The organism is Nocardia sp. NBC_01388 (assembly GCF_045040085.1).
Lineage (GTDB): Bacteria > Actinomycetota > Actinomycetes > Mycobacteriales > Mycobacteriaceae > Nocardia.
This window is the reverse complement of sequence record NZ_CP109553.1, coordinates 1,595,695-1,620,515: the sequence shown is the minus strand read 5'-3', so window position 1 is coordinate 1,620,515 and position 24,821 is coordinate 1,595,695. Positions and strand designations below refer to the sequence as shown.

Genomic DNA, 24,821 nt, shown 5'->3' with positions numbered 1-24,821 from the left:
GCAACGCGCGAAACGGTGGGCTGAGGACCGACCATCACGGCCCTCAGCCCACCGCCCTTCCGTTATACCGACGCGGTGGCGGCTTCGGTGAGCGAGCCGATCAGGGCGGTGTCGTGGGTGACGGCCCGGAAGCGCGGGTGGTCCAGCACGTCGTGCAGGAACTCCGCGGTGGTGGCCACGCCCGCGCCGCGAATGCTGGTCTCCGCGAGGGCACGGCGCATGCGGGCGATCGCGGCGGGGCGGTCCGGAGCCCAGACCACGATCTTGGCCAGCAGCGAATCGTAGTGCGGTGGAATGGCATAGCCGGTGTGGATATGCGTATCGACGCGCACGAACTGCCCGCCGGGCAGCACACATTCGGTGAGTGTTCCCGGCGCCGGGGCGAATTCGCGTTCCGGATCCTCGGCATTGATCCGGCATTCGATGGACACACCCTGCGGCCGGGCGCTCAGTTCACTCGACAGCGGCAGACCCGAGGCGATCCGAAATTGCTCGGCCACCAGGTCGATGCCGGTGACCATCTCGGTGACCGGATGCTCCACCTGCAGACGGCAATTCACCTCCATGAAGTAGAAGCGGCCATCCGCATCGAGCAGGAATTCCACCGTGCCCGCACCCACATAGCCCGCGGCCGCGGCCCCGCGCACCGCAGCCGCACCGATCTGCTCGACGAGCTCCGGGGACAGTCCGGGCGCGGGCGCCTCCTCCACCAGCTTCTGGTGCCGTCGCTGCAGCGAGCAGTCCCGCAGGCCCAAATGCACGACATCGCCATGGGTGTCGGCCAGAATCTGCACCTCCACGTGCCGGGCCGGCTCCAGGTACCGTTCGACGTACAGTCGCCCGTCACCGAAGATCGCGGTGGCGTTGGCACGCGTCTGCTGCCACGCCGCGGCGAAATCGCCGGGCTCGCGCACCACCCGCATACCGCGCCCGCCGCCGCCCGCGACGGCCTTCATGATCACCGGATAACCGATGTCGGCCGCCAGTTCTCGCGCCTCGTCCACACTCTCGATGGGATCGCGGCTGCCGGGCAGCAGCGGCAGACCCGCATCGGACATCAGGGCCCGCGCGGTCGACTTATCGCCGAGCCGGGCCATGACGTCCGCGGGAGCGCCCACAAAAATGAAGCCCTCGGCCTCGCACACCTCCGCGAAATCCGGGTTCTCCGAGAGGAATCCGTATCCGGGATGAATCGCATCCGCGCCGGTGGCCCGCGCCGCCTCGATGATCGCCGGAATGTAGAGGTAGCTCCGCTTGGCCGGACCCGGGCCGATCTGCACCGATTCATCGGCCATGCGCACCGCGAGGGAATCGCGATCCGCCGCCGAATGCACGGCGACAGTGGCGATTCCGAGCTCCGCGCAGGTGCGCAGCACCCGGACGGCGATCTCGCCCCGATTGGCCACCAGCACCTTGCGAATAGGCCGCGTCACCGCAGCGCCTCGAACTCGATGAGCGGCTGGCCGTGCTCGACGGCCGCGCCGTCCTCGACCAGGACCTCCGCCACCACACCCTCGCGGGACGCGGTGATCGGAATCATCAACTTCATGGCCTCGACAATCGCGACCTGCTGACCGGCGCGCACCGGATCACCCTCGCTGATGAAGGGCGCGGCACCCGGTTCGGGCGAACGATAGAACACGCCGACGGTCTCCGCGGTCAATGCGAAAGTCGCCGTCTGCGACTTGCTTTCACCGGTGGAGCCATTGCCGTGCGACGAACCGTTCTCGGAGGCGGGCGCTGCGGCCCGGTGCGATTCCACTGCCGGAGCAAGCACGAGGCCGTTGGCGCCGCCGTCCCAGCTCACGCGCAGTACAACGGGACCGTTGGCCACGGTCACCGAGGTCGGGGCGGCGTCCGCCCGCACGGTGAGCGCGTGCCGGGTCAGCACCGTGAGGCTGTGATCGGCCTCGGCGGCGCTCACACCACGCCCGGTCGCGGTGTCGGGAAAGGATTCGGTGGTGACGGAGTCGGTCATCAGTTCTCCTGGAGATCGTTTCGGGCCACGCCGAAGGCTCGGAATCTGGCGTGCCGGTGCGCTATGAGATCGGTGGCGGACCAGGCGCGCAGTTCGTGGACGGCCTGACGCAGGGCCCGGCGCAGCAGTTCGGTGGCGGCGGCGGGATGCTGATCCGCGCCGCCCTCGGGCTCGGGGATCACCGCATCGGCAATGCCCAACTCCAGCAGCGCCGCCGAATCCACGCGCAGCGCACGTGCCGCCCGGGGCGCCTCGGCGCCGTCCTGCCAGAGGATGGACGCGCAGCCCTCGGCACTGATCACCGAGTACACGGCGTTCTCGCACACCAGCACCCGATCGGCCACCGCGAGCGCCAGCGCTCCCCCGCTGCCGCCCTCGCCGGTGATCACCGCGACGACCGGAACCGGCAGTCCGGCAAGCAGTTTCAGATTCTCGGCAATGGCCACCGCCTGGCCCTGCTCCTCGGCGGCAATGCCCGGATACGCGCCGGCGGTGTCCACCAGCGTGACCACCGGCAGTCCGAGTTTGGCCGCGAGCCGCAGCACCCGCGCGGCCTTGCGATATCCCGCGGGTATCGGCATACCGTAGTTGCGGTGCAGTAATTCGGCGGCCGTATGTCCCTTCTGGGTGCCGAGCACCACGACCGGCACACCATCGAGGCGAGCGAGTCCGGTCACCATGGCCGGGCAGTCCGCGCTCATACGGTCGCCGTGCAGCTCGACGAATTCCTCGAAGGCGCCGGCAACATGGTCGAGAGTGGTGGGGCGGCCCAGCCGCCGGGCCGCGCGGACCCGCTCCCAGGAATCGACCACGGGCAGTGCCGCCGGATCGGTGATGACCGCATCGGCATCGTTCGAGTACGGCCGAGCCGAGCGCACCGTCATGGCCACCAGCCGGATCAGCCTGTCGCGCAGGGTGGATCGGTGGCAGATCATATCCACGATGCCGTGCTCGAGCAGGAATTCGGCGGTCTGGAAGCCGGGCGGCAGCGTCTGCCCGATGGTCTGGCGAATCACCCGCGGACCCGCGAATCCCAGGCGCGCACCGGGTTCGGCGACGATCACATCGGTGGAGGTGGCGAACGAAGCCGCGACGCCGCCGTAGGTGGGGTCGGAGATCACCGAGACGGTGAGCACGCCCGCCTCGTCCAGGCGCTGTAGCGCGCGACTGGTCTTGGCCATCTGCATGAGCGCGAGAATGCCCTCCTGCATGCGCGCGCCGCCGGAGGCGGTCACGAGAATGAGCGGACGGCGTTCCGCCAGTGCGGCTTCGGCGGCCGCCGTAATGGCTTCACCGACGGCACTGCCCAAACTGCCGCCGAGAAAGCGGAAGTCCATGACCGCCAGTACCACCGGAGTCCCACCCAGAGTGCCGCGCACACAGCGCACCGCATCGGTCATCCCGGTCCGGTCGCGCGCCTGTTCGAGTCGCTCCGGATAGGGCCGGGAATCGGTGAACCCCAGTGGATCCGAGAGGGTTTCGGCATAGTCGACCGGCTCCGCCGAGCCCGGATCCAGCAGCAGTTCGATGCGCTGATCGGCGGTCAGCATGCCGTGGTTGTCACACTCCGGGCAGACCCGGTCGGCGCGCTCATAGCGTTTGACGTAAATCATCGCCGCACACCCCGGGCACAGCATCCAGGATGTGCCCGCGGCCGTTGCGGTTTCGAGAATGGTCATCATTCCTCCGTCGGACGGGGCGCGTACCGGGCGCATTCGGCCGGCAGTCGCACACCGGCGGCGCGCAATTGCGCGACCCGGGTGAGGTAGGCCGCGCCCGTCATGAGCTGGTCCGCGATATCGGCCACGGCCCGGTGCTCCGGCGCGGCGAGGTAGGTGCCCGCCACCCAGCTGTTGAAGCCGCCCATGGCCGGTCCGCACCAGATCTGGTAGTCGGCAAGGCGATCGGCCTCACCGCGAATGCTCCAGCCCGAGGACAGGCCCAGGTACCAGCGGAACACCAGCGCCATACGCGCCTTGGGATCACCTTCGGCCGCGACCAGCTGCGCCGGATCGCGTTCGGTGAAGTAGCTGACGCACTCCTGCCAGATGTCCGCGAGCGGCCGCCGGAAAAGCTTCTCCTCCAGCTCCTTTCGCACCTGTTCCGGCAGCGCTTCGATGCCGTCGTAGGCCCGGTACAGGTCGTAGAGCCGGTGCGCCCGGGCGGCGAACATGGTGCCGCGCCGCAGCACCTGCACCTGCACGCCGAGTTCGAACATGTCCGAGGACGGCGCCATGGTGCAGTCCGCGAACTGCGCGGTGGCGAGCAGCTTTTTGGTGGCCGCGGACTGATTCGCCTCGCGGGCGGCCTGATTGACCGAACCGGTGACGATATAGGCCGCGCCCAGAGCGAAAGCCGAGGCCGCCGCATCGGGGGTACCGATGCCGCCCGCCGCACCGATGCGGACCGCGGCCGCACCGGGAACAGTGGCCGCGATCCGGTCGCGGGCCGCGATCAACTCGGGCAGCAGTACCAGCAGCGGCCTGCGATCGGTGTGGCCGCCCGAATCCGCCTCCGCCGTAATATCATCGGCCATCGGCACCCGCTCGGCCAGTTCGGCCTGCTCTGCGGTGATCTGCCCGCTCTCGACCAGCTGGCGCAACAATCGCACCGGCGCGGGGCGCAGGAACAGTTCCGCCACCTCGACCCGGGACACCTTGGCGATCAGCCGATTCCGGCATTCGATGCCGCCCTGCTGGTTCACCACGAGCCCGGAAGCCCGATAGCGCACCACCTCGGCCGTGAGGTCCATGAAGGCCGAGGCCTCCAGGCAGCGCACGCCGTATCGCAGGCAGGCATCCACGATCGCCCGCTCCAGCGCGGGCTCGGACGGACTGTGAATCAGGTTGCAGGCGAAGGGCTTATCGCCCAGGCGCCCGGAGATCTCGGCGAGTGCGGCGTCGACCGCCGGCGGGGGCACACCCGCCGCGCCATAACTGGCCAGGTACCCGGCCTCGGCCATGGCGATCACCAGCGCCGGCGAGGCGATGCCATTGGCCATCGCGCCCGCCGCATAGGCCGCGCGCACACCGTGTGCGGCTCGGAAGGCGCTGTCCCCCAGCCGCTGTGCGGGCAGCGGCGGCACCGCCGCAAGCACCTGCCCCCGCGCGCCGGCGGCCCAGTCGTCGGTGGTGGCGGCGACCGTGCCGCTGTCGGTCCGGACGATCCAGCACGGGCGGTCCAGTTCGAGCAGCCGCGCGGTGATATCCGCGGGCGTCTCGGCCAGGGCCGGACTGCGGAAGGTGGTCATGGGCGCGCCTTTCGATCGGCGAGTTCGACTGCCAGATCCACGAGTTCGTAGATCCGCAGTCCGGGCTTCCACAGCGAGCCGTCCACGACGACGGTCACCCCGTGCGGTCCGCGCCGCACCGATTTGATGTGCGCCTCGAGTTCCACGCTGCCGTCGCTGGGCAGGAACTGACCGCGATATCGCCAGCTGAACGCGAGGTCCTGCGGGATCCGGAACACCGGATCGGCCATGCCCTCGGCGAATCCGGCGTCCAGCATCCACTCCTGGACGGCGTGGATGACCGATTCGACGCCGAGCGAGCCCGGAATCACCGGGTCCAGGTAGAAGTGCCGGGTGAAGAACCAGTCGGAATCGTCGATGGCGCGCAGCGAACGCAGGTAGCCCGCACCGTAATTGCCGCCGCCGTCGACGACCTCGACCCGGTCGATCAGCGCCAGCTTGTCGTGCGAGCACGCCACCGCGGCCGGATCCGCCCGCCGGGCAGCCACATCGATGACGCGTGACCGCACACCTGGCTGACCGGCCAGCCAGGTCGGCACGAAACGCCCGGCGTCCAGGCCGGTCTGGTTGCCCAGGGCTTCGTCGCTGAAGTAGCCGAACATGGTTTCGCCCCGGTAGAAGGGCTCACCGTCCACGCTCAGCGTGTAATCGAAGGTCTGCAGCGAGGATCCGGGCAGGATTGTCGTCGAGAGCAGTCGCGAGGTCTGCTCGATGGTGGCGTCACGCAGATCCACCTGGCGCAGCACTGTCGCGGTACCGCCCAGATTGCGCAGGCTCAGTGTCACACCGGGTTGCGTGAGCGTAGGACCGGCGTAGTAGCCCATGAGCAGCGCGGCCTGCAGCGAGGTCTCCATGTAGACGAAGTGCGGCATGGAGTCGTTCGCCGTATCGGCGTAGTACCAGGAATCGGCGGGCGAATCGTATTCGGTGACGTACCTGGCGCCGTCGAGATTGCCGCGCGCACCGTCGAACTCGCGTACCCGGTCCACCAGCAGCAGCCCGCCGGTGGGAAGGCGAGTCGCCCGAATGCCGGTGTACTCCGCGAACTCCCGGCCCATGGCAATGCGCTGATCGCCGCGTGCCAGGTGCGCCATATGGAACTCGTTCAGCAGCAGGGCGCCCGCCGCACCGCCGGGGCCGACATCTGCACCCTGCGGTTCGACAACGGTGACGGTCACACCGACCGGATCGATTCCCGGCCCGAACGAGGCCGTCGCCACCAGGTGCGGTCGCGGCACCAGGTCGAGGCCCTCGACCACGAGTTCTACTGTGCCGCTGCTATTTCCGGCGACAGATTCCGAGACACCGCCGGTGAGAGCGCTACCCGAGATGCACAGCGGCATCCCGGTGTAGAGCGCGAACACCTCGGCCGCCTGGAGAGCGGCCGCTCGCGGGTCACCCTCGAACTGCGCTGTGACAAAACCGTTTCCGCTGCCGCCGTACAACTCGATACGGCTGACCTCGGTCAGCACCAGTGCGGTGGTGGCCGCGAGCCGGGCCACCGACTCGATGCCTGCCCGCTGATGCCCGGCGCCGAACACCGCGCCGATCTCACCATGGGTCAGCTGCTCGAGCGCCGCCCGATCCAGCCACACCCGATCGGTGCGGGCCAGCGCCTTGAACGCACCCTCCGGCGCGACACCGGCCGCAGGGACCAGCGCCACCGGCGCAGCGCCCGCGGCGACAAGATCGCCCGCGCCCTGACGCAGCAGGGCCTGCCGCCAGATCCCCCGCTGCAATGCGATCTGCGCGGACAACGCGGAACGATGCGCCGCAACCACACCCGCCCGAATCTCCGCGATGGGATCGAGTCGGTGGACTGCGGTCACCGCCGGAACCGAGCCTGCCGGCACAGCAGCGCGTTCCACCGGAGCGACAGCGCCCGTGGGGTCCGTGCCGCTCGGTGCGACCGACGACGACTGCTGGACCGGATCGGTACCTACCGCTGAGATCGGAGCCGCTGCCGAGGCGGTGCCCGAGACTCGAGCGGAGTCCGCATGAGGTGAACTCGCCGCCGTAGCAGCGGAATCCACTGTTCGCCGGGCCTGCAGTGCGCCCATGGGGTCGAAGGGAATGCCGTCGAATTCGAGCACTGTCATGCCTGCCACCCCTTCACAGAGATTCGGAACTTGTCCGTCAGATCGGGTGTCGTGAGCACGGTGACCTCCGAGAACCGTTGCAGCACTGTGCCGTCGAGCGACAGCGCCGTCGCATCGATGACCGCTTCCATGCGTGCCGCACGAGCGTTGTCCACTACCACCAGGAAGGGATCACCTGCGGGCAGCGGGGCGAAGTAATCGATCCTCCCCACACCGAGCGGCAGGCATGCCGTGCCTAGCAGGCGGTGCCCCAGCACCGGGGGTACCTGCAGGATCAGATCGGCGAGCACCGGATTGTGCAGACGGCCCGCGTACGCGCCGTTCGCCACCGGATCGGCCGGCAGTGCGCATTCCAGTACAAGAGCCTCGTCGCTCTCCGCGCGCACCGACCGCAGCCCCTGCAATGCGGGACCGTGGAATTGGATCGCCTCGTGGTAGATCCGTTCGGCACTCACGCCGGGACCCGCCGGAACCTGTTGCCGTGGAGCGGAATCCGGCCACTCGGCCAGCAGCAGCGTCGCCCGGAAGCGAGCCGCGCCATCACCGAAGACGGTCGCGCGGACCGCCGTCCGGCCGTCCACCGGCTCGATCGGAGTCAGCTCGATATCCAGGGTCGCCACCGGATGGTCGAAGACCACCCCGCGCAGCACCTGGAAGTCCCGCGCACCCACCACGATTCGACCGGGCCGAGTGCGCTCGGCGAGGTGGATCATGGCGCCCAGTCCGAAGGTGGCGGGCAGCACGATGTGCTCCCCGACGCGGTGTGCCGCGATCACGGGCTCATCGGTGAGCCCGAGAATGCCGCGGCGAGCCCGCAGCGGTGCGGTCACCGCCTCACCTGCCGACAGTGCGGTCGCCGCGCCGACCAGCAGTACCGGCTCGTCCCGGCGCGATTTCGTGAACTGCGCCGTGAAGGCGGCCGCACCGGCGGCCGGCGCCAGCAGCGGGATGCCCTTGGCGCTGAAGTGCTGGCGCAGTGCGGGAGTCACCATGCCGCCGTCCCAGGCGCCCCAGTCCAGCGCGGTGACGTAGCGGTCGGGATTGCGGTGGCCCCAGCTCACCGCGAACCGGCACAGCGCCTCATTGGCCGCCGCGTAGTCGGCCTGCCCGGCATTGCCGAACAATCCCGCCACCGAGGTGAACAGCACCAGATGGCGCGGCTCCCCCGCTGCGGCCAGTACCGCGCCGAGCCCGGCGAGTTTGGGCCGCAAGACCCGTTCGATGGAGGCGGCGGTCTTGTCCGGGATGAGCGAATCGGCCAGCACGCCCGCGCCGTGCACCACACCGGTGACGGTGTCGCGCCAGGGCGCCAGCGCCTCGGTGAGCGCGGCCGCATCGGTGGCGTCCACGGCGAGGTACTGCGCCCGATCGCCCAGTTCGGCCAGGGTCGAACGGATTTCGCGCACCGCGCGCACCTCCGCACAGGCCCGGTCGATATCCCTCGGTGTGACACCGGTTCCGGCCAGTGCCCGGACCGCCGCGGGCTTCAGCCCGGTATCGGCGGTTCCCCGCGCCCACTCCGGTTCCGGAACCAGGACGGTCCGGCCCAGCAGTAGGAAGCGGCAGTCGGCCAGTCGGGCCAGCTCCAGCACGCAGGTGGCGGTGACGCCACGCGCGCCGCCGGTGACCAGCAGTACATCGGATTCGGTGAGCAGTACCGGGCCGAATTCGGTTCCGGCGCGCACGATCTCGGTGACGCGAGCCGGAGCGTGCCGGCCGGGTACCGGGGTGCGCCGCACACCGGCATTGTCGATACCGATCTCCGGGGTGTCCCACGCCGCATCACACAGCTCTTCGAGCACGTGTTCGGCGAGCCGCTGCGGCAGAACCGCCGGATCGATGTCCAGTGCCCGGCAGAACAGTGCAGGCTGTTCCGCCGCAAGGCTCTTGACGACACCACCGAGTCCGCCCAGCAGCGCGGCCACCGGCTCCGCGTCACCGCGCAGACCGAGGTGACCGTCCAGCCGGGTGACGGTCGTGAAACCGGCCCGCCCGGTCGCGCCCCGCAGGCGGGGTAGCACCTGTCCGGCCACCAGGATGGCATCGGACAGAATGCGTTGCGCCTGTTCCCATTCGGCGGCCACACCGGCGACGACCACGCAGGCGTCGACCGTCCCGGTCCCGGTCACCGCGGCGAGCCCCTCGGCCCGGATCACGGTCCAGCTGCGCGCCCGGAGCTCCTCTTCGATTGCCTCGCAATCGGTTTCCGCGGAATCGTCCAGGCACACCAGCAGTGCGGTGCCCGCCGGGCGATAGGGGTCCACGGCGAGATCCACCGCGGGCAGCTCGACGAGTTCGACTACATGCCGCGGCGTTTCGGCCGCGGCCTCAGCTTTTGGGTGGACATCACCCCCGGCCAGCTCGCCCACGATTTGATCGAGTGTGCGTAGCGTGCCGAGTTTCTCCGGTCCCAGCACCGGCAGGTGCGGGAAACGTTCCTGCAGAGCGCCGATGACCTGGACGCGCTTGATCGAATCCACACCCAGATCCGCTTCCAGATCCATGGTCGGATCGACCATCTCCACCGGATAACCGGTCTTGTCCGCGACCACCTCGCGCAGCGCCTGCCGCAGGGCATCGCCGGAAGGCCCATCGGCCGAACCGTTCGCGTGGACCGCACCGGCGGCTACACCGTTCGAAGGGGCCACAGTATTCGAAGAGACCGCGGTGTTCGCGGCGACCTCAGCGTTCGCGGGGGCCACCGTGTTCTCGGGAGCCTCCGCAACCGCAGCCGTCGGCTGGACCTCGGCCCCGGCCAGCTCCGTCACGATCTGATCCAGGGTGCGCAGCGTGCCGAGCTTCTCCGGCCCCAGGACGGGGAGCTCCGGGAAGCGTTCCTGCAGAGCGCCGATGACTTGCACTCGCTTGATCGAATCCACACCCAGATCCGCTTCCAGATCCATGGTCGGATCGACCATCTCCACCGGGTAACCGGTCTTGTCGGCGACCACCTCACGCAACGCCTGCCGCAGCGAATCGCCCGAAAGCGCGCTCGGGGCGGGAACCGCTGCCGCCTGCGCGGCAACCACCGCGGACGGTGCGGAAGCAGTCGTGGCGGCCGCCGTCTGCACCGAAGGCGAACCCGTAACGGGTGCCGGTGCCGATGCGGGCTGTTCGAATACCGCTGCGGCGGAAGCGGACTGCGCCGCGTACGCGGTCGGCGCGGCATGGCCGACCGGCGCGGCGGGAGCGAGCGCGGCCGCACCGTTCGCGGGCGCCGCAGAGCTGTTCACGGGAGCGGCGGTGCCGTTCGCCGGGGCGGCAATGCTGTTCGCGGGAGCGCCATTGCGGCCGAGCACCGGATCGGTGGCTGCCCGATCGACGTACGAGGGCACCGAACGCGGGCGGGTCACCTCCGCACCGGTCTCCAGTTCGGCCAGCTGCGCCACCACATCACCTGCGCGGGAGTGGCTTTCACTGATCGCGACGCCGTGGTCCTTCACGGCCTCGATAGCGCGCACGGTCAGCTCGTCGAGCCCGCCGTGGCGCAGGGCGCCCGCCAGATCGCGAGCCAGCTCCAGCTGACCGTCCAGGTAGTGGCGGTGGGTGTCCAGATGCTGCACCAGCGCGCTGTCGAGAGCGCCCGGTGCGGGAAGTCGGTACTGCGGGTCGGCTGACACGTGTTTCTCCGGGTTCTCCGAGTGTCCGTTGGACAGGATGGGCACGGGCTGAGGTGCCGGAACAGGTGCGGCCACCAGCGGGGCCGCGGGGGCGAGCTGCGGCGCGGACGCCACCTGGGCAACCGCAGCGAACTGCGGTGCGGGTGCCGCCTGGGCTGCCGCTGCGAACTGGAGCGCGGGTGCCGCCTGGGCTGCGGGGGCGAGCTGCGGCGCGGGTGCGTCGGTGACGACGCGATAGCCGTCCGAGAGCAGCGCGGCGTGCGCTGCCCGGCGGGTCTCGGGCACATATTCCGGCGCCGAAAGGGTCACCGCCATAGCCGGTTTGCCCGTGCGCACCGGCGCTCCGGGCGCGGTGTAGCGGTTGATGCCGCGCACCTCGAAGCCGAGCACGGCCAGCCGCACCGCCGCGCGCTTGAGCGCGAGGTCACCATTGCCGATGGGTCCGGGATCGGTGGCGATGGCGATCACCTCGGTGCCGAAGGTGCGCCGCACCAGCGAGGTCAGCACCTGCTTCGGGCCGAATTCGACGAAGACCGTGCAGCCGTCGGCCCGCATGGCGGTGAGCGCGTCGTAGAACTCGACCGGATTGCTCAGCTGAGCGGTCAGCGTGGCGCGATTGCCCTCGACATCGTCGCCATAGGACGCGCCCCGAGTGTCGGCGTACACGGGAGCATCCGGGGCGCCGATCTCGATCGCCGCCACCGCTTCACCGAAGGCCGTCACCGCATGTGCCACGTACGGCGTGTGGAAAGCACCGGACACCGGCAGATACCTGGTGACCCAGCCCTTTTCGACACAGCGATCGTTCACCGCGGCGATACCCTCGGCGCCACCACCGACGACCACCTGATCGACGGCATTGTGATTGCAGATCCACACGTCCTCGACACCCGTGATGATCTCCTCGATATCCGCGCGCGAGGCGCCGACCGCGACCATGGTCCCGGCATCGGCGCCCTCGGGCACGGTCATCGCGGCGCCACGGGCGCGAGCGAGAGCGAAGAAGTCGGCCGTGGTCACGGCGCCGGCGGCCCACAGCGCGGTGAGCTCACCGAAGCTGTGGCCCAGATACCCGTCGGGCCGGAAGCCGCACTCGCGCAGCACACCGAACTGACCGGCCGCCAGCGCACCGATCGCGGGCTGCGCGAATTCGGTACGGCGCAGAGCGATTTCCTGCTCGGCGCGGGTCTCGTCATCGAAGGCCGGCGGCGGGAAGACCACACTGCCCAGCCGCACCGGGGCCTGGGCGAACGCCGCATTGGCGGCGTCGAACGCGGCGCCGACCGGCGGATTGTTCAGTGCCGCATCCAGTCCCATATCGACGTACTGGCTGCCCTGGCCGGCGAACAGCGCGCCCACCTTGCGGTCGGGCAGCGCCGCGGCGCGGAAGTACACGCCCTCCGGGTGATCCCAGTGCGCCGCATCGGCATTGCGCACCAGCTCGTCCACCGCGAGCGTGCGCAGGTCCGCCGCGGTGTCGTCATCGAGCGAGACGAACCCGACACGCGCGTGGTTCTCCGGAATGTCGCCGCCGTCGGCGCCCTCGGTACTGCGCACCGCGTCGATCAGACCGGACACATCCGGGGCATGCCAGATATGCGCCTGCGGGGTGCGGTGCAGGATCTCGAGTTCGTCACGACCGGTGGTCGCCTCTTCGAGCACCACGTGGAAGTTGGTGCCGCCGAAGCCCATTGCCGAGGCCGCCGCCCGGCGCACCGGACGGTCGGGGTCCAGAATCCACGGCCGGGTGCGGGTGTTCACATAGAAAGGCACTGCGCCGGAGGTGATTGCGACATTGGGAGCGTCGACATTGATGGTGCCGGGCAACACCTTCTGGTGCAGTGCGAGCGCCAGCTTCATGACGCTGGCGGTACCGGCCGCGCCCTTGGTGTGCCCGATCTGCGATTTCACGCTGCCCAGCGCGGCGAAGCGGGTCTCCGAAGTCGCGTCCGAGAGCAGCCCTTTGAGCGCGGTCAGCTCGGTCTTGTCACCGACGGCGGTGCCGGTGGCATGCGCCTCGATCAGTTCGACAGCGGCGGGCGAGCAGTCGGCGTCGGCATAGGCGCGGTCCAGCGCGACCCGCTGGCCCTCCGCACGCGGGGCGTAAATGCTGTTGGCGCGCCCGTCACTGGAGGATCCGATACCGCTGATCACCGCGTAGATGCGGTTTCCATCGCGGCGCGCATCCTCGAGCCGGCGCAGCGCCAGCATCGAAATGCCCTCGCCCAGCATGGTTCCGTCGGCGTCGGAGGCGAACGGGCTGATGCGATCGGTCGGCGAAAGCGCACCGACCTTGCTGAAGCACATGTAGATGAAGATGGTGTTCTCGGTGTCGACACCGCCGGTGATCATCATATCGGCGCGGCCGTCCCGCAGTTCCGCGATGGCCGTGCGAATGGCCGCCAGCGAGGCGGCGCAGGCGGCATCGACGGTGCAGTTCATACCGCCGAGGCCGAGGCGGTTGGCCACCCGCCCGGCGACCACGTTCGCGAGCAGACCCGGGAACGAATTCTCTTCCCACGGTGCGAAAGCCGCGACGAAGCGCTCGGCGATCGCATCGGCGTCACCCTCGGTGAGACCCACCGAACGCGCCGCCTCCTTGAGCACCGGCGTCGACAGCCGGGCAGCGAGCGGGTGCATGAGCGGTACCGGACCGGTGGTGCCCAGCACCACGCCGGTGCGCGACGGGTCGTACCACTGCGAATCGGTGGCGCCCGCATCGATGAGCAGATCGCGCGCCACGCCGAGACTCAGCGTCTGCATGGTGCTGGTGACCTCGAGCTGATTGGGCGGCAGCCCGAACTCGAGCGGATCGAAGTCGACGTCGGGCAGGAAAGCCCCACGGCGCGAATAGGTCTTGTCGGGTGTCGCCCGGTCCTGGTCGTAGTAGTCGTCCAGGCTCCAGCGCGAAGCCGGCACCTCCTCGGTGCAGTCCACACCGTCGACGATGTTCTGCCAGTACTCACGATGATTGCGTGCCTTGGGCAGCAGGCCCGACATCCCGACAATGGCGATCGGGTCGTGTGCCAGGCGTCTGTCGTCCGTCACGGAAATTCCTCTCGAACCGTCGTTGCGCCGATCAGGCGGCAACGGTGGTGGCGGTGGTCGACGAAATGAGTTCGGCCGCGGCGACGGCGAACAGGCGATGGCCCAGCGGGCTCGGGTGCAGACCGTCCTCGGTCCACATCTCCGGCCGCTCCCATTCGGGACGGGCGGCCAGATCCAGCAGCAGCGCGCCATGATTCGCGGTGACACGAGCCAGGACCGTATTGGCGAAGTCGAAGCGTTCACGCAGCAGGCCGCGGAAGTTCTCCGGAACCGGAAGCCGCGCGGGAATATCCGGGTAATCGGCGGTGATCACCGTGGCTCCGCCGGCACACAGGGCGCCGAAGATGGTATTCATATTGGCCTCGAAGACCTCCGGGGCGAAGGCGCTGACCAGGTCATTGACCCCGACCACCACGCCGTATACCTCGGCGCGCGCCGCCGAAGGCAGCTGTACGCGCACCACATCGGAGGTGGTGGCCCCGTGCGTACCGTAGTTGCGAATGGCGGTGGGCCGCAGCCCCAGCTGGCCGCCCAGCCGCGACACCCAGCCGCGGTAACCGCCGGATGCGGCCGGGTCGCCGCGACCTTCGACGAAGCTGTCGCCGAGGGCCGTCAGGCCTAGGCCGATCACCGCACGGCTCCGGCATCGCTCTTGCTGACGTGCCGGTCCGCCACGGGGAAGTCGACCAGCTCGTACAGATCGGCCAGTTCCTGCTCACCGAAGTACTTGTCGGGCGAGTACAGACCGGCGATCAGACCGAAGAAGTGCTTGGTGTACTGCGGGTCCAGGCTCGTGGCGCGGAATACCGAGTCGTAGTACGGCGTCAGCGACAGCTCGGAAATGGCCTGCGTCAGCTCGTAGGTGCTGGCGCTCTGCGCATCGCGCTCACGCTGGTACTCCGGCAGGGTCTCCTCGAAAGGCCGCACGCCGGAGAGGCTTTCGTCCACCAGATCCGAGAGCAGCTGCGCGTACTTGAACGAGTCGGTGATGCCCCAGCCGGTGAAGGGATCCTTGTGGTAACCGGCATCGCCCACCAGCGCCCAGCCCGGGCCGAAGGACTGGCGGCGGTAGTTGTCCGGGTACAGCATCGGGCGGAAGGGCTCCACGCGACGCCCCGTATCCGCAAGGCGCGCACCGATTTCCGGATCGATCTGCGACACGATCTCCTGCACGCCCGCATCCGGATCGGTGCGGAACTCACGGAAGCGATCCCGCTTGCGCATCACTGCCACCAGGGCCAGGCCGTCATTGGTGGGCCAGGAGGCGAACTGCTGCTCGCCGAAACCGGTACGGTGCTGCATGCCCCAGTCCACGCCCTCGTAGTACGAGTAGTAGACGAAGCACGCGGCGGGCGAACCCTCGTAGGTCTGCGCACCGACCGACTTGGCGACCGTGGAATTGGCGCCGTCCGCGCCGATGACCAACTGCGCGCGGAACTCCTGCTCCGGGCCCTCGCCGACGCGGCCGCGAATACCGGCCACCTTGTCACCCTCGCGCACCAGTTCGGTGACGGTGAAGCCCTCGATGACCTCGGCGCCGGAGGTGCCCGCCGCGTCGACCAGGATCTTGTCGAGGATGGTGCGGCGCGGGCAGTACACGGCGTCGATGCCGTCCTCGGCCGGATCGGCCATGCCCGTGATGACGATGTCGGTGTAGGTGAAGTTCAGCTGCCGGACCGGCGGGCAACCGGTGGCGATCACCTCGTCGAGCAGACCCCAGGACTTCAGGAAGCCCAGACCGGCCTGGTGGATGTAGTGGGTGGAGGGGGTGTCACTCGGGAACGTGGCGCGGTCCACCGCGAGCACCCGATATCCCCTGCGAGCCAACAGCATGGCCAGCGGCGCACCGGCCACGCGAGTACCTACAACGATGACGTCATACATGATGTGATCACTTTCGGTGGTCGAATTCCGATTCGAGTCTGTCGCCGCGAGGGCACGAGAACGGCAGTGAGTCAACGCAATTCATCGGCCGATCGGCGGCGGCTATCGCCGTACGGCGGCAAGCTATTTCGCGAGTGTTTACCCGCGCGACATGTAGAGCTGATCGATATCGGCGGAATATGTTTCCGCAATGGCGGCGCGCCGCAATTTCAGTGACGAAGTCAACAATCCGTTGGCGGAGGTGAAATCGCCTGCCACAATGGCAAACTCACGAATCGATTCGGCCCGCGAGACCAGCGAATTCGCCTCGTCCACGGCCGACTGGATCGCGGTCGCCGGATCGTCGCCGGGATGCTCGCTCCGCCACTTCTCGGCTTGCACGGCATCCAGAGTCACCAGCGCGGTCACGAAGGACCGCCCCTCGCCGACCACCATGCAATTGCTGACCAGCGGATGCAGCCGCACCCGATCCTCCAGCGGCGTCGGCGCGACATTCTTACCGCCCGAGGTCACCAGAATCTCCTTCTTGCGACCGGTGATTCGCAGGTGGCCGTCGTCGAGCTCACCGATATCGCCGGTGTGCAGCCAGCCGTCCGCATCCACCGGGCGGTTGTCCGCGGCCGCACCCCAGTAGCCGGGCGAGACGTGCGGACCACGGACCAGCACTTCACCGTCCGCGTCGGCAATGGCCACCGCTGTTCCCGGAATGGGCCGGCCGACGGTGCCGACCCGGTTGGTCTCCGGCGCGCTGACCGTCACCGCGGTCGCGGCCTCGGTCAGGCCGTAGCAATTGAGGATGGTCACACCGAATCCGGCATAGAACCCGGCCGTCGACTCGTCCAGCGAGGCGCCGCCGGAGATCACGTAGCGCAGATTGCCGCCCAGCGCGGCGCCGACGGGATGATCGGCGGCGAGCGTCTCACCGGCCGCGAGCGCGCGCAGGCCGTTGACCACGGCCTGTCGTTCGCCCTCCTCGGTCAGCATCGAACGGCAGTGCTTGCGAATCTTCTCCAGCGCATAGGGAATCAGCGCCAGGAATGTCGGGCGCACCCGCGCCAGCGCGGGCACCAACTCCGGAATGCCCGGCAGCAGCACGGTGCTCGCACCGCCCGCCAGGCAGGCGAACAGCATGGTCTGACCGAAGACGTGCGACAGCGGCAGCGCCAGCGCGGTGACACCCTCGAACAGCCCACCGGTCTGGCGAACCGTATTCGCCGAGGACACATACATATTGCGGTGGGTGATCATGCAGCCCTTGGACAAACCCGTGGTGCCGCTGGTGTAGACGATCATCGCCAGGTCATCGGCGCAAACCTGGGCGGTGCGCTCGTCCAGCGCCGGCGAAACCCCACCCTGCGACCACACGGCGATATCGTCGAAACTCCAGACCGCGTCCGCGCCCGCCTCTTTCAAACGGGTCGCGTCCTCGGCCGTCTCGGCGGCGAAATACGTGCTGCCACTATCGCGCAGCATGTGCTCGATCTGCGCGGCGGACGACGTGGGATATACCGGCACCACCACGGCGCCGACCGCGAGCACGGCGCAATCGAGCAGCGCCCACTCGAGACCGGTCCGCCCGAGCACGACCACTCGGTCACCGGCGGCCACACCGTGCCCGAGCAGGGCAGAAGCCACCGCCCGCACCCGGGTGTCGAATTCCAGACAGGTCAGGGGCGCACCCTCGGCACCGCCCAGCGAATCCCGCAGTGGATGGCTGCGGGCCGCATCGGAGATGATCGAATACAAACTCGCGTTCGCGGGCGGATCGAATCCGTTCCCAGTGATCGACACTGTGTTCACAATATGAATTCTGGTACGCAACAATGGTTCTCGTCGCGGCCTGTATCGCTGTTTCTACCGCACGAAAGTCAACGCCTATCGAAACACCGGAACCGAAACCGGACGGGCATCATCGAGTTGCGCAGGTTCCTCCAAATCGATGCAATCGAGAAAGGCGGACACCGCCGGATTCGTTTCCGACGACCGCCACACCGCATACAAATCCAGAGTGGGAACCGGATCCGACAACTTCACCGCGACCGATTTACTGCCCGGCGTGCACATGCCCATGGATATGGCCCTGGGCAGGGAGGCGAACCCGACCAGCGGGCGCACCGAAACCATATGCGCGGTAGCGCCCGGATCATCGGCATGCTGGGCGACGGACAGCGAGATCCGCGTCTGTGCGGCCGCCCGGAAAATGGTGTCGTACATGGACGGACATTGCTCGCGGGAGAACAGCACGCACTCCTGGTCCTGCAATTCCGCGAACGGCACCCCCGGGCGGTCGGCCCAGCGGTGCTGTCTGCCCACAACCGCGACCAGCGGCACCCTATGGAGCAGTCGCCGGTATCGGAACTCGGCGGTACTCGGATGACCGTAGACGAGTGCGAGATCCAGCGATCCGTCCGAGAGGGCGGACAGTTGGGGGCCGGTCCGCTTCTCCCAGAGTGACACCACGATATCGGGGTGCCGGTCGGTCATGCGTGCCAGCGCGTCCGGCAGGACATGACGGCTGGCGGGCAGGTTGTAGCCGATATTCAGGGTGCCCGAACGCCCTTCGGCAGTGGCCCGCGCCGAGAGCGCCGCGCGCTCCAGCTGGGCCACGATCTGGCGTGCCTGCAGTTCGTACTCCCGGCCCGCGGGGGTGAGACGTACTTCGTGTGAATTCCGGGCAACCAGCTGAACACCCAGAGACTTCTCCAGCTTCTGCAGCTGGGCACTGAGACTTGGCTGCGTGAGGTGAAGGCGCTGCGCTGCGCGGCCGAAGTGCAACTCTTCGGCTATGGCGATGAACGAAAGCAAATGCCGGAACTCCATGACGCCGCTCCTTCTGGGTACTCATCACGTTAGCCACGGCATATAACCCGCGATGAATCCCAACCACACAGCCGTAACCAACTCGGTTGCCAGCCTGTGAATCTCCTGTGCCGAACAGGTCGGCGTGGTAGGCGAAACCGCTGGCCACCGCACAAATTCGGGGAGCGGGTCCGGCCACCCCTGTGATTCACATCTCTCAGGAACAAACGCACGCCGCCGCTCGTTACCTCCTCAGGGCGCAAGGGCGAAAAAATCAGCCGACAACGGTATGCACGTTGTGCCACCATAGGTTTCGACGATGATCAACCGACCCAACCGGTCGTGACCAGCAGGAAGGAGGAGGCGGTAATGAATCCGGTGTTCCCCGAGCAGATTTCGAATCTGGCAGGACGGCGAGCTATGCAGATCGACCGCCTCCCGGTGCTCGCGTAAGCACCCCTTCTCACCTTCCTGTTCTGCTCTTCTCACGCTGTGCCCTATTCGCGAAACATGGTGACCCCCATGCTGTTACGTCATTCCGAAGACCCGGAGATAACCACCGACAACTGGATACACACCGGTGTACTGCTGCTCAACGCCTCCTACGAGGCGCTGACCGAGATCCGCGCCGACCGCGCCGTGGTGCTGCTGCTCAGCGGCGCCGCCGAGGCCGTCATCGATCGGCAGCCGCACTTTCCGATCCGCTCGAAGCATGTCGAGATCGTGCTGCCGGAGACCATTCGGCTGCATCGCTACCTCTACCTCGAACACAAGTTGCTGGTGCACGACGACAACAGCCGCGCCACCCTTCCCGCCATCCTGCGCCGAGACCGGTACAAGTGCGGTTACTGCGCCGGGTGGGCCCGCACCGTCGACCACATTCGCCCGCGTTCCCGAGGCGGCCCGAACACCTGGGCCAATCTGGTTGCCGCGTGCGGACCGTGCAATACCTCCAAGGCGGACCGGACGCCCGAGGAAGCGGGCATGCGCCTGCTGTGGGAGCCGAAAGCACCCAACGAACTACAGAAGCGACAGCGGCAGCTCTGGAAGGACCTCGCCGCCTCGTAAAGAGCACCACCACGCGTGATCGGGAATGAAAGGAGCAAGATCCGATGACGAAAACAGCACTGCTGGAGCCGACCCTGGCGGATCTGCTCCCCATCTCCGATTCCAAGGACTACTGGCAGCACGCCGCCTGCAAGGGCGACCCGAACCACGAGGCGTGGTTCCCGTTCCCGTCGCAGGACTTCGACTACGCGCGGCAGATCTGCGCGGGCTGCCCGATCCGCCGCGAGTGCGGTGACTTCGCCACCCGTACCGGTCAGTCCGGGGTGTGGGGCGGGCACGAGTACGACCGCGGCAACCTGATCCGCGACTAGCGAATCCGAGTGACGGCCACTCGTTCCCTCGGGGCGAGTGGCCGTCCCCGTATATACCCGGTGCCGATCGGCTTTGGCTCAACCGCCTGGTGAAAGTAGTTAAAGCCGCGTGAACATACACTGTGCGGCGTGGGTACTCATCGCGCCGATGGCGGGTCACGAGGTGTCAGCAGGGGACCGGTTCTCGCAGTGGTAGCGGTGATCGTGCTGGCTCTGGCCGTCGTCGGCTGGGTCTGGTTACAACAGCGATCCAAGGATCGCGACAGTGCGGCTGCCTCATCCTGCGCGGGCGGGTCCGTCACGCTCAATGTGACGGTCGATCCGGATATCGCGGCACCGGTCAAGGCCGCCGCCGACAAGTTCAATCAGACCAAGCCGCGGGTGCGTGATCACTGCGCTCAGGTCGCGGTCGATCCGCAGGCGTCCGCGGCCATGGTGGCCGCCTTCACCTCGAACGCAGCGTGGAATCCGGCGCTCGGGCCGCAGCCCGCGCTGTGGATTCCGGACTCCTCCCGTTCGATCGAGCTGATGCGGGTGCCCGGGCTCATCGGCGGCACCCCCGCATCCGTCGCGCAGAGTCCGATCGTGCTCGCCGTACCGGACGAATTGCGGCGCGCGCTCGAGACCGCGCAGGTGCACTGGGCGGATCTGGCCAAGCTGCAACAGGGTTCGCTGGGTGATGCCGGACTCGCGGCCTGGGGCAATCTACGGCTGGCCATGCCCTCCGGTGATGCCTCGCTCGCCGTGGCGACCGCGGTCGGCTCGGGCGTCTCGGGCACCGATCCGCTCGATGACAAAGCGGTGCATTCGGGGCAGGTGACCTCGGCGATCTCACTGCTCGCGGCCAATGCGCCCGCCGCCAAGGATCAGCAGAGCGCGCTCACCGATCTGGCGGCGGCGACCGATGCGGCGAAGGCAACTTTGCACGCGGTGCCGGCCAATGAGCAGCAGCTCAGGGCCTATCCCGGTCTGACCGCGTTCCGGCCCAGCGAGAACGGACCCGTCGATGATTTCCCGGCGGCCCAGATCACCGGCTCCTGGGTGGATCAGACACAGAATTCGGTGGCCGGGCTCTTCGCCGACTTCCTGCGCGCGCCCGATCAGGCGAAGCTGTTCACCGACAATGGTTTCGGCGCCGCTCCCCCGGCCACCGTGCCCGTCGCCGCCCGTGCGGTGCTCGAGCAGGTGAACCAGGTTCTTACCCATCCGGTGCTCGGCGTGAGCGCGACCGTGCTGCTCGATGTCTCCTCGTCCATGACCACGGCCGACGGCAACACCACCCGCCTCGCCAATTCCATTGCGGCGCTGCAATCCACCATGGGAGTGATGCCGCCGGAGTTCGGGATGGGCGTCTGGGCGTATTCGAAGGATCTCGACGGCACCAACCCGTATCGCGTCGTCACCGCGACCGCGCCGCTCACCGACGCCCAGCGCGACAAGATCGGCCAGAGCCTGGGCAATGTCACCGCGAGCACCGCCAAACCCGATCGCACCTATCCGACCGTCGAGGCGGCCTACCGCACTGTGCTGAGCAACTACGCTGCGGCACGCACCAACTCGATCCTGCTGATCACCGACGGGCCCGAGGACGATTCCACCGTGACGGGTGATCAACTGCTCGCCGATATCGCCGCGGTCACCGATCCGGCGCATCCGGTGCGGGTGGACGTCATCGTGATCGGCGGCGCCGGCACCCAGACGCTGCAAACCCTGGCGCAGCGCACCGGCGGGGCCTACACCAAGGTCGACACCGGCAGCAGCCTCGCCTTCGGCACTGCGGTCTCGCATGCACTGACGACACCCTGATCGACGCCGACTAGGCCCTGACCAGTACCGATCTCCCTCGGTGGCGACTGCGCTCCGGCATGTCGTCACCGTATTACCCGAACCCCGTGGGACATTCGAAACAGACGTGGTTCCGACCGGAAACGGCCGGGACCACGAGTTTCAAGTTTCGTGATGCTTCACCGACCATCAAAGGGGTTCATCATGGCTCACACCACGGACACCGAACATACGGTCAAGCAGGGCTTCGCGGCAGGCACGTCATTCGCAGCGGCGGTCATGCTCCTGGTCATCGGCGTGCTGTCGATCCTGCAGGGCATCTCCGCCGCCCGCTCGGACGATCTGCTGGTCGTCGGCACCAATGACTACATCTACAAATTCAACACCTCGGCCTGGGGATGGATCCACATCGTCATCGGCATCGTCGTGGTCCTCACCGCCCTCGGCCTGATGACCGGAGCCACCTGGGCCCGAGCCGCGGCCATCATCATCGCCGCCATCTCCATCGTCGAAAACTTCCTCTGGCTCCCCTACTACCCGGCCTGGTCCCTCCTGATCATCGCCCTCGACATCTTCGTCATCTGGGCAGTCGCCACCTGGAAGCCCGTCACCGTCTGACCCCGCCCCCGAGCGCCCCACCGGAAACCGGTGGGGCGCTTCGCTGTTGTCACCCCGACTTGTCGGTGGGTGGAACTACGGTGGGGCGGTGAATCGCACTGATCGGCTCTATGCGCTGGTGGAAGATCTGCGGGCGGTGGCGCCTCGGGTGCGGACGGCGCGGGAATTGGCCGGGCGGTATGAGGTGAGCGTTCGGACCATCGAGCGGGATATCAGTGCGCTGCAGCAGTCGGGGGTGCCGATTTACGCTGATGTGGGGCGGCGAGGTGGGTATGCGCTGGATAAGCGGATGTCGTTGCCGCCGTTGAATTTCACGGCGGCGGAGTCGGTGGCGCTGGCGGTCGCGCTGGAGCGCAGTGTGGATACGCCGTTCGCGCATGCGGGGCGGAGTGCGCTGCGGAAGATTCTGGCGGCCATGTCGGACAGTGATGCGGCGTCGGCGCGGGAGCTGGCGGGCCGGGTCGGGCTGATCGAGCGGCATGATCCGGTTGTCGCGCGGGGGATTCCCACGCTGGTCGAGGAGGCGGTGCTGAGCCGCAGGGTGCTCGAGTTCGGGTATCGGGATCGGTTCGGGGCAGGTACCCGGCGGCGGGTCGAACCGATGTTGCTGTTGCACGGGAAGAGCGGGTGGTGCCTGGTGAGCTGGTGCCGGCTGCGGGAGGCGCCGCGCTGCTTCCGGCTCGACCGGATGGTCGACATCGTTCTCACCGACGAGCCGATGCCGGTGCGCGCGCTGCAGGGCTGCGATCTCGACATCCCGGAGCACAAACTCCGCATTGTCGCCTTCGGATGAGTTCGGAAAGACCGACAGGGGGTTGTCGCCGGGGAGCGAGATCGTTGGTGCACACCGCACCACAACATCCTCGGAGGACGAATGACCGCGCCCGCGCACAACACCGTCGCTTGGTTCCAGATCGGCAGCGATGAACCCCAGCAGGTTCAGCGGTTCTACGGCGACCTGTTCGGCTGGACCTTCACTTCGGATCCGCAGTTCGGCGGAAACTACGACCTGGTCACCTACTCCGGCGGCGACCGCCCGCAGGGTGGTGTGGCCCGCACCACCGACCCGTCGGCGAACCATGCCATCTTCAGCGTGATCGTCGCCGACGTAGCGGCCACCGTGGCCGCCGCCGAACGCCTCGGCGCCAAGGTCCAGGTCCCCGTCACCACCACACCCGCAGGCCTGATCTTCGCCGAACTCCTCGACACCTCGGGCAACCACTTCGGCGTCTTCACCCCCGCGCCGGTCTAACCCCGGGGTCTCGACCCGATCATCGATCAGGAACCGGTGGCGGCAAACGCCGGGAACGGCCGCCACTGGTTCCTGGCCGAGCCTGCCACCGGTTCCCGGCCGAGCCCGGCTTATCGCGCCGCGCGCAGTGCGGGGAGGATGTCGGCGAGAGCATCGAGTTGGCGCCGGCCGTCGAGGGAACCGGCGCGCAGGATCAGGTGTTCGGCGCCCGCATCGAGGTAGCGGCCCAGCCAGTCGACGCACTGTTCGGGTGAGCCACCGAAATACGCTTGGACCGTGGACATTACGTCGAGCGGCCGCCGATAGTACTGGCGGACATAACCATCGAGCTCGGTACGCGCTTTCGCGGGATCAGGGTCGAGATTGATCGTCGCGTACATGGCGGCTGTCACCGGGCGGTTCGTGAGATCGCGGATGACGGACCACCCACGGGCATACGCGTCCGCATCGGGCAGGAACGGCAACCAGCCGTCGTAGTGCCGTGCCACTCGCCGTAGCACCCGCGGGGTATCACTACCGGCCAGCCACAGTGGCGGCCCGGCCGCGCTCGCTGCGGGCAGCGCACCCGAGAGATCCTCGAACTTCCAGTAGCGGCCGTCGAAACGGCCACCGCCGGACCAACTCTCGCGCCAGATCGCCACGGTCTCATCCAAGCGGCCCACCCGCCCGTCGAACGGGACCCCGATGGCCGCGAATTCGTCCCGGCTCTCCGGCAGCGGGAATCCGGCGCCGACCCCCAGCACCAGCCTGCCCGCGCTGAGCTGATCCACGGTTGCCGCGGTGTGCGCACCGAGCAGCGGATGGCGCAGGGTGGCGGTCAATGCGGCCGTACCCACCTGGACCCGGGACGTGGTCGCGGCGACCGCGGCGAGCAACGACAGTGGATCGACCCTGGTGCGCGCCAGTGGCGAGTCACCGATCCATACGGAGTCGAACCCCGCATCTTCGGCGGCCGCGGCGAATCTCACCAGCCCCGCGGCGTCGTGGCTGCCGGTCATCGCGGTTTCACGGCTCGGTAGCAATACCCCGATGTGAGTCATGCAGATGATCCTCCGCCGCAACCGGTCGAGCGGCAATTACCTTGCAGGTAAAGGCAAGTGCGGTTCGAT

17 protein-coding genes are annotated in these 24,821 nt (G+C 68.1%); 6 read left to right on the top strand and 11 right to left on the bottom strand.

Annotated elements, in window-relative coordinates:
* Positions 1 to 62 precede the first annotated feature (62 nt).
* From OG716_RS07430 to OG716_RS07385, 10 genes are all read right to left on the bottom strand, one after another.
* A complete protein-coding gene (locus tag OG716_RS07430; RefSeq protein WP_405136942.1) occupies positions 63 to 1,433 on the bottom strand; it encodes an acetyl/propionyl/methylcrotonyl-CoA carboxylase subunit alpha in 1,371 nt (456 codons plus the stop codon).
* Positions 1,430 to 1,978 carry an acetyl-CoA carboxylase biotin carboxyl carrier protein gene (locus OG716_RS07425; RefSeq protein ID WP_405136941.1) on the bottom strand — a complete coding sequence of 183 codons (549 nt, stop codon included), beginning with the start codon at positions 1,976 to 1,978 and terminating at the stop codon, positions 1,430 to 1,432. Before OG716_RS07425 ends, OG716_RS07430 begins: the two co-directional genes overlap by 4 nt.
* Positions 1,978 to 3,657 carry an acetyl-CoA carboxylase, carboxyltransferase subunit beta gene (gene accD / locus OG716_RS07420; protein WP_405136940.1) on the bottom strand — a complete coding sequence of 560 codons (1,680 nt, stop codon included), beginning with the start codon at positions 3,655 to 3,657 and terminating at the stop codon, positions 1,978 to 1,980. The genes OG716_RS07425 and accD overlap by 1 nt, the downstream gene beginning before the upstream one ends.
* Positions 3,657 to 5,228 carry a PfaD family polyunsaturated fatty acid/polyketide biosynthesis protein gene (locus tag OG716_RS07415; RefSeq protein ID WP_405136939.1) on the bottom strand — a complete coding sequence of 524 codons (1,572 nt, stop codon included), beginning with the start codon at positions 5,226 to 5,228 and terminating at the stop codon, positions 3,657 to 3,659. The genes accD and OG716_RS07415 overlap by 1 nt, the downstream gene beginning before the upstream one ends.
* Positions 5,225 to 7,327, bottom strand: a complete 2,103-nt coding sequence (locus OG716_RS07410; protein ID WP_405136938.1) for a beta-ketoacyl synthase — start codon at positions 7,325 to 7,327, stop codon at positions 5,225 to 5,227. Before OG716_RS07410 ends, OG716_RS07415 begins: the two co-directional genes overlap by 4 nt.
* Positions 7,324 to 13,995, bottom strand: a complete 6,672-nt coding sequence (locus tag OG716_RS07405) for a beta-ketoacyl synthase N-terminal-like domain-containing protein (RefSeq protein WP_405136937.1) — start codon at positions 13,993 to 13,995, stop codon at positions 7,324 to 7,326. The genes OG716_RS07410 and OG716_RS07405 overlap by 4 nt, the downstream gene beginning before the upstream one ends.
* 31 nt (positions 13,996 to 14,026) lie before the next feature.
* On the bottom strand, positions 14,027 to 14,626 hold the full coding sequence (locus tag OG716_RS07400; RefSeq protein ID WP_405136936.1) for an SGNH/GDSL hydrolase family protein: 600 nt from the start codon (positions 14,624 to 14,626) through the stop codon (positions 14,027 to 14,029).
* Entirely contained in the window at positions 14,623 to 15,879 is a 1,257-nt protein-coding gene (locus OG716_RS07395) for an NAD(P)/FAD-dependent oxidoreductase (RefSeq protein ID WP_405136935.1), read from the bottom strand. The genes OG716_RS07400 and OG716_RS07395 overlap by 4 nt, the downstream gene beginning before the upstream one ends.
* A 138-nt stretch (positions 15,880 to 16,017) precedes the next feature.
* Positions 16,018 to 17,670, bottom strand: coding sequence for an AMP-dependent synthetase/ligase (locus OG716_RS07390; RefSeq protein WP_405136934.1), 1,653 nt, complete (start codon positions 17,668 to 17,670; stop codon positions 16,018 to 16,020).
* Between the two features lie 84 nt (positions 17,671 to 17,754).
* Positions 17,755 to 18,699 (bottom strand): LysR family transcriptional regulator, encoded by a 945-nt coding sequence (locus OG716_RS07385; protein ID WP_297621386.1) that lies wholly within the window; start codon positions 18,697 to 18,699, stop codon positions 17,755 to 17,757.
* A gap of 501 nt (positions 18,700 to 19,200) precedes the next feature.
* Here OG716_RS07385 and OG716_RS07380 point away from each other — a divergent pair.
* The 6 genes from OG716_RS07380 (at position 19,201) to OG716_RS07355 (ending at position 23,712) form a co-directional block, all read left to right on the top strand.
* The gene (locus OG716_RS07380) at positions 19,201 to 19,746 is read left to right on the top strand and encodes an HNH endonuclease (protein ID WP_405136933.1); all 546 of its coding nucleotides are present in this window, start codon (positions 19,201 to 19,203) and stop codon (positions 19,744 to 19,746) included.
* Between the two features lie 44 nt (positions 19,747 to 19,790).
* Positions 19,791 to 20,057 (top strand): WhiB family transcriptional regulator, encoded by a 267-nt coding sequence (locus tag OG716_RS07375; protein WP_327140091.1) that lies wholly within the window; start codon positions 19,791 to 19,793, stop codon positions 20,055 to 20,057.
* Between the two features lie 129 nt (positions 20,058 to 20,186).
* The gene (locus OG716_RS07370) at positions 20,187 to 21,863 is read left to right on the top strand and encodes a hypothetical protein (protein ID WP_405136932.1); all 1,677 of its coding nucleotides are present in this window, start codon (positions 20,187 to 20,189) and stop codon (positions 21,861 to 21,863) included.
* Between the two features lie 183 nt (positions 21,864 to 22,046).
* Positions 22,047 to 22,460, top strand: a complete 414-nt coding sequence (locus OG716_RS07365; protein ID WP_355122263.1) for a hypothetical protein — start codon at positions 22,047 to 22,049, stop codon at positions 22,458 to 22,460.
* An 88-nt stretch (positions 22,461 to 22,548) separates the two neighbouring features.
* Entirely contained in the window at positions 22,549 to 23,253 is a 705-nt protein-coding gene (locus tag OG716_RS07360; protein WP_405136931.1) for a helix-turn-helix transcriptional regulator, read from the top strand.
* A gap of 81 nt (positions 23,254 to 23,334) precedes the next feature.
* Positions 23,335 to 23,712, top strand: coding sequence for a VOC family protein (locus tag OG716_RS07355; RefSeq protein ID WP_405136930.1), 378 nt, complete (start codon positions 23,335 to 23,337; stop codon positions 23,710 to 23,712).
* Between the two features lie 110 nt (positions 23,713 to 23,822).
* Here the strand turns inward: OG716_RS07355 and OG716_RS07350 are convergent, their stop codons facing one another.
* Positions 23,823 to 24,752, bottom strand: a complete 930-nt coding sequence (locus tag OG716_RS07350; protein ID WP_405136929.1) for an LLM class flavin-dependent oxidoreductase — start codon at positions 24,750 to 24,752, stop codon at positions 23,823 to 23,825.
* Between the last annotated feature and the right edge of the window lie 69 nt (positions 24,753 to 24,821).